This window comes from Salinispora vitiensis (assembly GCF_000378825.1).
GTDB classification, from domain to species: Bacteria; Actinomycetota; Actinomycetes; order Mycobacteriales; family Micromonosporaceae; genus Micromonospora; species Micromonospora vitiensis.
The window spans coordinates 602559-614671 of the sequence record NZ_KB900388.1; the positions used below are offsets into that span (position 1 = coordinate 602559).

Below are 12113 nucleotides of genomic sequence, written 5' to 3' on the forward strand. Positions count from 1 at the left end.
TGTCAATGCCGGCGGACGGCGTCCGCCGTGCCCAGTGCTTCCACGCAGGCGCTGACGACGGTGGGACAGCGGTCGGTGGTGAGCATGGTGGCGTGGATCCCCGGCAGGTGGATGGTCCGCGGCGCCCCGGACCGGCCCAGCAGCTTCCGCCACCCGGCCGCGTACGGGTCGTAGGCGGTGTGCGAGGTACCGGAGGGGCGTTCGGGCGCCGCGTCGGTGCATTCAGCCGAGACCACGAACTGGGTACGCACCGTCGACTCGTCCGGCAGCGGGAGTGGACGGTACTCGGCGAAAGCCGCCAGCATCTGGCCGCAGGCGCGCATCGGCAGGGCGTCGCCGAGGCTGACCTCGCCGGGCGAGTACCCGGCGTCTTCCAGCAGTCGGGTCAGTTCGGCCCGCAGCCGGTCGCCTTCCGGATCGTCGGCGGGCAGCCGGAGGATCCGCTCCGCGAGGTCCGCGCCGCGCAGGTAGCTGTCCCGGGCCGGCCGGTGCAGGTCGATGGTCCGGGCCACCTCGGGCAGGGTTGGCTCGAGCAGGATCAGCTGGACCGGCTCGCCGAGCCGGTCCAGCTGCCGCGCCATCTCGAAGGCGATGGTGCCGCCGAGGGACCAGCCGACCACGACGTACGGGCCCTCGGGCTGCACCAGTCGCAGGTCGGCCAGATACCCGGCGGCCATGTCCTCGATGGTCTCCGCGGGCGCCTCCCGACCGTCCATACCGAGCGGCTGGAACGCGTGCACCGGGTGCGCCGTCGGCAGGGCGCGCGCCAGGGGCAGGTACCAGGCGACGCCGCCGCCGCTCGGGTGCACGCAGAACACCGGACGCCCGTCGCCCCCGGCACGCAGGGTCACCACCGTCCGCGTCGTGCCGGTGTGCCCGGCGCCGAAGACGGTGTCCAGCACCGGGGCGTCCGCGTCGGCGCGGCTCCGCTCGATCGCGCGCATGGCCTGCCCCCGGACGGTCGGTTGCTCGAAGACGTCCTTGGGCGAGATCTCCACCCCCGCCCGGCGGCAGGCACCGGAGAGCTGGATGACGGAGATCGACGTACCGCCGAGGTCGAAGAAGTTGTCCTCGATCCCGACCCGGTCGGTGCCCAGGACCGTGGACCACAACTCGGCCAGCAGCTGCTCGCCGGGGGTGCGTGGGGCCTGGTACCGGTCCTCGACTTCCGGTCGTTCGGATGTCGGGCCGGGCAGGGCCCGGTGGTTGACCTTGCCGTGCGGCGTGAGGGGGAAGGCGTCGAGCGCGACCCACTGGCTCGGCACCATGAACTCCGGCAGTTGCTCCGCGCAGAACCGGCGCAGCGCCGACACGGTGACCGGCGGGTGGTCCTCGGCCGGGATGAACCAGCCGACCAGCTGCTCGTCGCGGACCAGCACCACCGCGTTCTCCACCCCGGGGTTTTCGGCCATCCGGGCCTCGATCTCACCCAGCTCGACGCGGTAGCCGCGCAGCTTGACCTGGTTGTCGACCCGTCCGACGAAGTCGAGGAGCCCGTCGCCGCGCCACCGCACCAGGTCCCCGGTGCGGTACATCCGCGCCCCCGGCTCGCCGGCCGGATCGGGCAGGAACCGCTCGGCGGTGAGGGCGGGCCGGCCGAGGTAGCCGCGGGCGATGCCGTCGCCGCCGATGAACAGCTCCCCGACAGCCCCGACCGGAACCGCCTCGAGCCAGGCGTCGAGAACCTGGAGCCGGGTCTCACCGAGCGGGCGGCCGAGCGGCAGTGGGCTGTCCATGGCCAGCTCCCCGGCATCGCGCACCGGGTGCACCACGCGTCCGATCACCGTCTCGGTCGGCCCGTAGTGATTGATGACCTCGGCGTCCGGGCGGAGTTCCAGCAGCTGCTGCACCAGAGCCGGGTCCAGCGTCTCGCCGCCGACGACCCAGCCGCGCGCCGCCGGTGGGAGCTGCTGGCTGCTCCAGTGCCCGACCAGGTGGCGCAGATGCGACGGGGTTAGCCGGATGTAGTCGTACGCCAGGGGCCCGGACAGTTCCTCAGCCAGCTCGGCCAGGGTCGCATCGGCGGGCATCAGGGTGACGCCGCGACCGGACACCAGCGGCTCGAAGAGGGCCGACATGGTCAGGTCGAAGCCGACCGACGAGTGCGCCAGGGTGCCGCGCCGTCCGGCAGTCGGATAGTTTGCGGCCGCCCAGTAGAGGTAGCGCACCAGCCCGATGTGCTCCACCGCGACGCCTTTCGGCTGCCCGGTCGACCCGGACGTGAAAATGGAGTAGGCCAGGCTGCGGGGGTCGACGGTCACCTCGGGGCGGTGGTCCGGCATCGTGGTGAGCCGGTCGGCCACCCGGTCCAGCGCCACCACCGGCACGCCGCCGAAGACCGCTGGCCCCGGTAGGGACCCGCCCTGCCCGGTCCGGGTCAGGACCAGCGCGGGTGTCACCGTGCCGGCGATCCGGGTCAGCCGGGCCGTCGGGTAGCCCGGGTCCACCGGGATGAAGTAGCCCCCTGCCTTGAGCACGGCGAGCATCGCGACCACGAGCTCCGGGCTGCGTTCCAGCAGGAGCAGCACCGGTGTCTCCGGGCCGACCGGCGGTGCCCCCAGCGCCCCGGCGCGCAGGGCGTGGGCCAGGCGGTTCGCCTGGGCGTCGAGGCCGGCGAAGGTGAGGCTGCTGGCGCCGGTACGCAGCGCGGTCCGCCCCGGGGTCCGGTCGGCCTGCGCCTCGACGAGCTGGTGCACCGTACGGTCATCGCCGACGTGCTGCTCGGAGAGCCCCCACCGGGACGTGCGTACCGTGTCGCTCTCGGACGTGATGGCCAGGCGGGTGACCGCGATGTCCGGGGTACGGACGGCTGCGGCGAGCAGATTGGTCAGCGATGTCACGAGCCGTTCGGCGGTGCCGGGCAGATAGAGGTCATCGGCGTACTCGAGGACACCCTCCAGCGCCGAGCCGTCGTCCACCACGGTCAGGACGAGGTCGAATTTGCAGGTCGTGACCGGTACGGGTACGGGTTCGAGGTCCACCTCGCCGGCGCTCCGGCCGGCCGGCTCCTGACTGCTGAAGCTGTACATGATCCGGAACAGCGGCCCGCTGCCGGCACCGCGGTCGGCAACCAGATCCGCGAACGGGAGCTCCTGGTGGGCCAGGGCGCCCGCGGTCCGGGCGTGGGTGCGGCGCAGCAGTTCGTCAAACGTCGGTGTGCCGGACAGGTCACCCCGCAGGACCACCGTGTTGACCAGGCAGCCGACCAGGTTGTCCAGCCGCGGGTCGCCGCGCCCGGACACGGTGCCGCCGATCACGACGTCGTCGCCGCCGGTGATCCGGTACAACAGGGTCTGCAGCGCCGAGAGCACCACGGTGGAGACCGTGGTCCCGCACCGGCGGGCCAGCTCGCGGATGCCCTGGATCTGCCGCGGCGCCAGCGCGAACTCCACCGCGCCGCCACCGCCGCCCGGCGTGGTCGGGCGCGGGAGGTCGCCGGCCACCTCGGTGGCGACGGCGCCGGTCAGCTCGGTGCGCCAGAAGTCCCGCTCCGCCGCGTACCGCCCGCGCTGCGCCGACCGGCGCTGCCAGACCGCGTGGTCGGCCTGCGTTAGGGCCGGCTCGGCGAGCTCGGGCTCACGGTGCCCGGTGCCGGCCGCGTACAGCTCGGTGAGGTCGCGCTGGATCAGGTCCATCGACCAGGCGTCAACCGCCACGTGGTGGGCGGTCAGCAGCAGGACGTGCTCCCGCTCGTCGAGGCGCCACAGCACGGCGCGCAGCGGGTGCTCGGTCGCGAGGGCGAAACCGAGGGTGGCTTCGGCCAGCAGGAGCTGCCCGAGGTCCGTGCCCGGTGCGGCATCGCGCTCGTCGAGCGTCGCGCCGCACCCGGCGGGGTCCGCGACCTGAACCGGCATCCCGTCCGGGCCGGGGTGGATCCGGGTGCGCAGCATCTCGTGCCGGTCGACCACCCGGTTCAGCGCGCGGCGCAGCGCCCCGCGGTCCAGCGGGCCGATCAGCCGCAGCGCCAGCGGCACGTTGTAGACGCTGTCGCCGGCGGTCACCTGATCCGCCAGCCAGATCGACTCCTGCATCGGCGACAGTGGCAGCGGCTCATCCCGGGGCACCGGGGTCAGGTCGACGGCGGCGTCACCGGTGGACGCCTCGACGGCGAGTTCCGCGGCGACGGCGGCGACGGTCGGGGCCGCCAGCAGTTGCCGCAGGGAGAGGCCGGCGCCGAACTCGTCGCGGATCCGGGCGAGGAGTCGGAAGGCGAGCAGCGAGTGGCCGCCGAGTGCGAAGAAATCGTCGCTGACCGCCACCTTCGGCAGGCCGAGCACCTCGGCGAAAGCGGTGCAGAGGAAGCGCTCCTGGTTGTTACGCGGCGGGCGGGCGGCGCCGCGGGTGCCGTAGTCCGGCGCGGGCAGCGCGGCGCGGTCGAGCTTGCCGTTCGGTGTCGTGGGGAGGTCCGGCACCGGCACGATCGCCGCCGGGACCATGTAGTCGGGCAGTGTCCGGGAAAGCTCGGCGCGCAGCGCGTCGGGGTCGACCGGGCCGTCCGGGATCACGTACGCCACCAGCCGCAGGTCACCGGGCCGGTCCTCGCGGACGACCGCTGCGGCCCGGCGCACCGGACCGGCCTCGATCAGCGTCGTCTCGATCTCTCCGAGCTCGATGCGGAAGCCGCGGAGCTTGACCTGGTGGTCGCTGCGGCCCAGGTACTCCAGGTCGCCCGCGGCGGACCAGCGGACCTGGTCGCCGGTGCGGTACATCCGGGTGCCGGGCGGGCCGAACGGGTCGGGCAGGAACCTCTCGGCCGTCAGACCGGGCCGGTTCCAGTACCCGCGGGCCAGCCCTTCTCCGGCGATGTGGAGTTCACCGGGGACCCCGATCGGGGCGGGACGCAGGTTCGCGTCGAGGACGTACACCTGGGTGTTGTCGATGGGCACGCCGACGGATCCGCGGCGGGCGCTGCCCTCGCTGGCCGGGCCGGTGGTAGACCAGATGGTGGTCTCCGTCGGTCCGTACATGTTGGTGACATCGGCGCCGGCGTCGCGTAGCCGGCGGGCCAGTTCGGCGGGGAGCGCCTCGCCGCCGACCAGGACCCGAACTCCGGCCAGCGCCGGTCCGGAGAGCTCCGGTACGAGGGCCTGCCACAGGGTCGGTGTGGCCTGGGCCAGGGTGACCCGGTGGCGGCCGGCGAGGTCGATCAGTGCCGCCGGGTTACGGGCGGTGTCCGCGTCGGCGAGCACGACACCGGCGCCGGAGCGCAGCGGCAGGTACAGCTCCAGGGCGGCGATGTCGAACGAGATGGTGGTGGTGGCCAGGACCCGGTCGTCGGCGGTGAGGGGGAACCGTTCGGCCATCGCCGCCAGGAAGTTGTCGAGCGCGGCCCGGGTGATCACCACGCCCTTCGGTCGGCCGGTCGATCCCGATGTGTAGATCACGTACGCGGCGTGCCCGGCGGGGACGGCGGTCGGCTCCGTGGCGGGATAGCCGGCGGTGTCGGTCTCCTGGAGGACCACGAGCCCGGTGCGGTCGTCCGGGCCGAGCCGATCGGCCGTGGCGGTGTCGGTCACCACCAGCACCGGGCGGGCGTCGGACAGCAGGTAGGCGATCCGCTCGACCGGGAAGTCCGGGTCGACGGGCAGGTACGCGGCCCCGGCCTTCATGACGGCGAGCAGGGTGACGAGCAGCTCGGCGGACCGCGGGAGCAGCACGGCCACGAACGTCTCGGCGCCTGCGCCCCGCTCCATCAGGAGCCGGGCCAGCCGGTTCGCCCGCTCGTCGAGCTCGCGGTAGCTGAGCGTCGTGTTCCCCTCGATCACGGCGACCGCGCCGGGGGTGCGGCGGCACCACTGTTGGAAGCAGTCGCGCAACGACGCGGCGGGTAGCGGCCGGGCGGTGTCGTTCCACGTGCGCAGGACGGTGTGCAGCCCCTCCGCGTCCAGCAGGTCCACCTCGGATATCAGCCGGTCGGGCTCGCCGGCCAGCCCGGCGAGCAGGCTGAGGAACTGGCCGGCCAGTTGTTCCGTGGCCGCCGGAGTGAACAGGTCCGCGGCGGCCACCAGGGTGACGGCGAGGCGATCGCCGTCGTCCAGGACGCTCAGGTCGAGGTCGCATTTGGCGAGGGCCACGTCGACCGGCTGCTCGGTGCCGGTCGCCTCGCCGAACGCCAGCGCCACGGCGGCCGCTTCGGGCCCGGCCATCGCCTGCACCAGCGGCTGGCCGCCCGCGACGCGGTCCCGGCGCAGCTCGCGGACGAGTCGGTCGAACGGGATCTGCGGGTGGGCGAAGTCGTTGCGCGAGCCGGCGACCGTACGGCCCAGCACCTCGTCGAATCCGGGCCGGCCGGCTAGGTCCAGCCGGACCGGTACCACCCCGGCGAAGAGGCCGACCACCGATTCGAAGTCGGTACGCCAGCGACCGGCGACTGGTACGCCGACTGCGAAGTCGTCCTGGCCGGTGAGCCGGTGCAGGAACGTGCCGTACGCGGCGAGCAGCACGGTGAACGGTGTGGTGTCGTGGGCTGCGGCCAACCGGCGGACGGCCACTGCGGTGGCGGCGGGCAGCTCCCGCCGGATGCTGTGCGCGCGCCAGTCCCGGCCTGCCGGGCGCTGACGGTCGCCGGGAATCTCCAGGTCGGGCAGCCCGGTGAGCCGCTGCCGCCAGTACCCGAGCTGGTCGTCCAGCTCGCCGGCGGCGAGTCGCCCGTGCTGCCAGGCGGCGACGTCACGGAAAGTCGGTGCCGTCCCGCCCGCCGGGAGCTCGCCGGTGTAGGCGCGGGCCAGGTCGGCGAGCAGCAGGCCGCCCGACCAGCCGTCCAGGACTAGGTGGTGGACGGTGACGAGCAGGACGTGCTGTTTGGCGGCGATCCGGTGGAGACAGGCCCGCAGCAGCGGCCCGCGTTCCAGGTCGAAGGGCTGTTCGGCGGCGGTACGCAGCGCCTGCGGCAGCTCGGCCTCGGTGACGTCGATGACCGGCAGCGCGACCGGTGCCGCGGGAGCGGTCTGCTGGACTGGTTCGCCGTCCGGCCGGAGCCGGAACACGGTGCGTAGCGTCTCGTGCCGGGCCGTCACCGCGTCCAGCGCCGCGCGCAGCGCGTCCATGTCGAGCGGGCCGGTCAGCCGGACGGCGAGCGGCACGTTGTACAGCGGCGTCCCCGGCCGCAGCTGTTCGGAGAACCAGATGCCGGCCTGCCCCGGCGCCAGCGGCACGGGGCCAGGCGGCTGGACCGGTAGTCCGCCGCTGGGCGCCGAGCCCTGGCGCAGCCGGGTGCCGGCGCGAGCGATCCGGGCCCGGACCGCCTCCAGGCGTGGGTCCGTCCCGGCGCGCGGTAGCTCTTCGATGGTCATGCGGTGCCTTCCTGCGTGTCGGCGACGAGGGCGCTCAGCACGGATTCGGCGACGGCGGCCACCGTCCGGGTCGCGTACAGCTCGGTCAGGGAGAACTCGATGTCGAAGCTCTCGCGGAGGCGGGCGACGAGCTGGGTCGCGCGCAGGGAGTGCCCGCCCAGGTGGAAGAAGTCGTCGAACACCCCCGGCGGGTCCGTCTGCAGGACCGCGGCGAACAGGTCCGCGACGAGCTGCTCCAGGTCGTTTCGGGGCTCCGTGCGGCCGGTACCGCGCAGGCCGTGCTGCCGCGGATCGGGCAGGGCCGGCCGGTCCACCTTTCCCGCCGTGGTCAGCGGCAGCCGGTCGAGTTCGACGAAGAGGGTCGGGACCAGGTACGACGGGAGCGTCGCGGAGCAGAAGCGGCTGAGGGCGGCGGCGTCTAGGCGGTGCCCGGCCGCCGGCACCACGTAGCCGACCAGGAGGCGTTCCGCGCCGGGGTCGGGTGCGAGGTGGTCGACGACGGCCGCCGTCTCCACACCGGGCGCCACCGCGAGCCGGGCCGCGACCTCACCCGGTTCCACCCGGTGGCCGCGGATCTGCACCTGGTCGTCGGCCCGACCCAGGAAGTCGAGGCGCCCGTCGGGCCGGGCCCGAACCAGATCGCCGCTGCGGTACATGCGTGCGCCGGGGACCACCGGGTCGGGCAGGAACCGCTCGGCGGTAAGCGCGGGCCGCCCGAGGTACCCGCGGCTGAGGCACCCACCGAGGTACAGCTCGCCGGTCGTGCCGGGTGGCACCGGGCGCAGGGCGTCGTCGAGCACGTGCACCCACGCGCCGTACCGGGGACCGCCGATGCCGACGATTTCCGCCTGCGCCTCGGCCAGGGTGACGTCGACGGCGGTGGCGGTGATGGTCGCCTCGGTCGGGCCGTACGTGTTCACCAGCCGGCACCGCGGGGCCCACGCGAGCCAGCGTCGGGCGACGTCACCGGATACGGCCTCACCGCCGAGTACGAGCAGCCGGAGCCGGTCCGGCGGCGGCGCGTCGCCGCGGCGGTTGACGACGGCGGACCAGTAGGCGGGCGGCAGTTCCGCGACGGTCACCGCCGTGCGTCGCAGCAGCTCCGGGAACTCCTCCGGCTGCCACAGCTCGTCCGGGCGCAGCACCACTGTGGCGCCGACCGTCAGTCCGGGTAGCAGTTGTTCGAGCGAGGCGTCGAACGAGTGGCTGGCGAACTGCAGGACGCGGTCGGCGGCGGTGAGCTCGTACGCCGCGGCCATCGCCCGGCAGTGCCGCGTCAGCATGCCGTGCAGCCCGATGACGGCCTTGGGACGGCCGGACGTTCCGGAGGTGTAGATGAGGTACGCCGGCTGCTCGACGTCCACCGCGGGTAGCGGGGCCGCGCCGGCGTCCGGGCCGGTGACCGGGACCGGGACGACGCCGTCGGGCAGGGTCAGGCCGCTATCGGGCCGGGCTAGGCCGCTGTCGGGCCGGGGCGGGTCGCTGTCCACGACGGCGAACCTGGTCCCGGAGTCGAGCAGGAGGGCGCGTTTGCGTTCGGCCGGCAAGACCGGGTCGACCGGTAGCAGGGCGCCGCCGGACCGGAGCACCGCCAGCAGGGCGACCACCGAGTCGACACCGCGCGGCAGGTGTACGGCCACCGGCTGCTCCGGCCGCACGCCGAGGGCGACCAGCCGTCGGGCCAGGTTTCCGGCCCGCTCGGTCAGTTCCGCGTAGGTGAGCCGGTCCGTGCCGCAGACCACGGCTGCGGCCGAGGGGGTGCGCGCCGCCTGCTCGGTGATCAGGACATGGATCGGGCGGTCCGGTTCGTCCGCGGGTGTCTGCGCGTCCCACGGGAGAACCTCGGCACCGCCACCGTCCAGTTCGCTCACCCGGATGTCCGGATTGGCAGCTGTCTGTTCCAGCACGGCCAGGAAACGGGCAACCAGCCGCTCGGCCGCCGCGGTGCTGAACAGGTCGGTGGCGTACTCCATCGTCGCGCTCAACCCGCCGTCCCCGTCCAGTTCCAGGTCAGCGGTGAGGTCGGCGGAGGCGCTGAGCCGGGGGAGCGCGGCATCAAGGACGGTCAGGCCGGCGACGGTCACCGGCGTCCGGTCCACGTGCCGCACGTCGAACAGCACGGTGAACGGGCTCTCGGCCGGCAGGTCGCCCCGACGGCGCAGCTCGGCCAGCAGTCCCTCCACCGAGCAGCCGGGGACCGCCCGGCCCGCTGCCGACCGGACCCGGCCCCGGGAGTACCGGTGGGTGTCCAGATCGTCGGTGCGGACGGTCTCGATCAGCGACAGCATCGTCGGGTCCGCAGACAGGTCGACCGGGCGCGGGACGGTGTCGACGAAGAAGCCCGCGACGGACTCGCCGTCCGCGTGCAGGCGGTCGGCCAGCGGCGTGCCGACACAGGTGCGGGGGGCTCCGGTCCAGCGGGACAGCAGCGCGTGGAAGCAGGCCAGCAGGACCATGTTCGGGGTGGTCCGCGAGCTCGCCGCCAGTCGGCGCAGCGCCGCTGTGGTGCCGTCCGGGACGGTGACGGTGAGCGTGGCGCCGCGCCCGGTCCGCGCCGCCGCGCCGGGGACGTCGGCTGGCAGCCGCGGTGCGACGGCTCCGGCGAGCCGGCGGCGCCACCAGTCGAGCCGCTCCGCGGCGGGCTCGGCCTCCTCGGCCACCCGGGCCAGCGTGAAGTCGCGGAATGACACCGGCTCGGGCAGGGCCGGGCCGTCCCCGCTGGCGGCCTCCCGGTACAGGTGCAGCAGCTCGTCGCGCAGGACGTCGAGCGACTGGCCGTCGGCGGCGACGTGTGCGACCGACAGCAGCAGCACATGCCGCTCGTCTCCGGTACGAACCAGCAGGACCCGGGTCAGTGGCCCGGCGGCGAGGTCGAACGGGCGGGCGAGCTCGTCCGTCAGGCGGTCCGTCAGCGCGGCGGCCGGGTCGGCCGCGTTCCGGACGTCGGCGTACCGGGGGATGATCGCGGCCGGGCGGCTCGCTGTCCAGTGCGGACGGTCGTCCGCGCCGGCGACGATGCGGGCGCGCAGGGCCTCGTGCCGGGAGACCAACCCGGTCAGCGCCGCGGTCAGGGCGGCCCGGTCCAGCGGGCCGTCCAGCGCGAGGGCCAGGGGACACGCGTGCTCGGCAGAGTCCGGCCGCAGCTGGTGCGCCGTCCACATCCGCTGCTGACCGGCGGTCAGGGCGAAGTCCGCCGGCGCCGAGCGCCGGGACGGGACCGGGCCGAGCGGTGCCAGCAGCCGCAGGGCACCAGAGGGCGCGACGGCGAAGACGTCCACCCCGGCTTCGGCGTCGGCGGCCACCGCCGTCAGCCCGCGCATCAACGCCGCGCTCAGCGCCTCGATGCCGGCCGGGTCGAACAGCCCGGAGTCGTACTCCAGGAACGCGGCCATCGCGCCGGCCTCGTCAGCGACGTCGAGCAGCAGGTCGAACTTGGCGGTCGCCCGGGGCACCGTGACCGTCTCGACCGAGATTCCCGGCAGGTCCAGTGTCTCGCCCACGGCGTTCTGGTAGTTGAAGCCGACCTGGAACAGGGCGGTCCCGGTCGGCGTCCGCTGTGGGCGCACCCGGCGGACCACCTGGTCGAAGGGGATGTCCTGGTGGGCGTAGTTGTGCAGCGCGGTCCGGCGGGTGTCGGCCAACAGGGCGGTGAACGAGCTGCCGGGCAGGACGCGGACCCGCTGTACCACCGTGTTCACCAGGTAGCCGATGACGTCCTCGCTGCCGGGAACCGACCGGGTGGCGACCGGTGAGGTCACCGCCACGTCCGGGCCGCCGCTCCAGTCGCTCAGCGTGGCCTGCAGCGCCGCGAGTAGCACCATGTACACCGACGAGCGGGACGTCCGGGCCAGCGCACGGATGCCGTCCGCCGTGTCGGCCGGGATGACGAAGTGGACGGCGGCGCCCGCGCCGCGGTGATGCCGGTGGCGGGGCCGGTCGGTGGGCACGGCCAGGTGCCGCAGCCCGGTGAGCCCGTCCGCCCAGTACCGCAGGTGCTTCTCGGCGTCGAGCCCGGCCAGGCGTTCGTTCTCCTGCCGGATGAGGTGCGGATAGTCCAGCTCCGGCCCCGTCCAGGCTGCCCCCTTTTGGTACGCCGCCCCGAGGTTCCGCAGCAGGATGCCGGTGGACCAGTCGTCGAAGACGATGTGGTGGACGTTGAACACCAGGACCGCGTCGTCGGGACCGAGGCGCAGCAGCCGGGCCCGCGCCAGGGGCCCGTTCACCAGGTCCAGCGGCTGCCAGCCGAACCCCGCGGCGGCGGTTCGGGCCGCCTCGAGGGTGCCGCCGGTCAGGTCGGCGACATCGAGGTCGAACGGGGCGTCCGGGTCGATCTCGTGCCACGGCTCGCCGTTCTCGTCGACCGTGAACCGGGCGCGCAACGCGGCGTGCCGCCGGGCCAGGGTGTCCAGGGCAGTCCGCAGCCGCTGCTCGTCGAGCGGGCCGCGCAGGCGAACCGCCACCGGGACGTTGTAGGCGGGAGCCGCGTCCTCGAAGGTCTCGGCGAACCAGATGCGCTGCTGCCCGGCGGTCAGCGGCAGGCGGACGGCCTGCTCGGTCTGCGGCGGCGTCCCGTTCCGCGTGGTCATCGACTCACCTGCTCGCCGGGCGCGTGCCGGCGCCACCACCGCCGGCCGCTCGCCGGCAGGTTGTGGATCAGGTCGTGGCGGTGGTGACCGGCCGACCCGACCGGGTTGTCGGTCTGCGCGTCGCGGACGAGGCGGTGGTTGCTGGTCCGGTAGCTGAGGCGGGTCTTCGTCAGCTGCGGGATACGCAGCGCGGCGGCGGCGTCGAGGGCGGTCACGGTCACGTCGTCCTCCTCGT

At 74.1% G+C, this 12113-nt stretch carries 3 protein-coding genes; all 3 read right to left on the reverse strand.

Translation table 11 applies throughout. The annotated features are described in order from the left end of the window. Positions 1-2 precede the first annotated feature (2 nt). From SALPAC2_RS0102855 to SALPAC2_RS0102865, 3 genes are read right to left on the reverse strand one after another with little or no spacing between them, the layout of a single operon-like run. Positions 3-7292, reverse strand: coding sequence for an amino acid adenylation domain-containing protein (locus SALPAC2_RS0102855; RefSeq protein ID WP_018215123.1), 7290 nt, complete (start codon positions 7290-7292; stop codon positions 3-5). Continuing rightward, a complete protein-coding gene (locus tag SALPAC2_RS0102860) occupies positions 7289-11878 on the reverse strand; it encodes a non-ribosomal peptide synthetase (protein WP_018215124.1) in 4590 nt (1529 codons plus the stop codon). Before SALPAC2_RS0102860 ends, SALPAC2_RS0102855 begins: the two co-directional genes overlap by 4 nt. Further along, positions 11875-12099, reverse strand: coding sequence for a hypothetical protein (locus tag SALPAC2_RS0102865; protein ID WP_018215125.1), 225 nt, complete (start codon positions 12097-12099; stop codon positions 11875-11877). Before SALPAC2_RS0102865 ends, SALPAC2_RS0102860 begins: the two co-directional genes overlap by 4 nt. Positions 12100-12113: the final 14 nt, after the last annotated feature.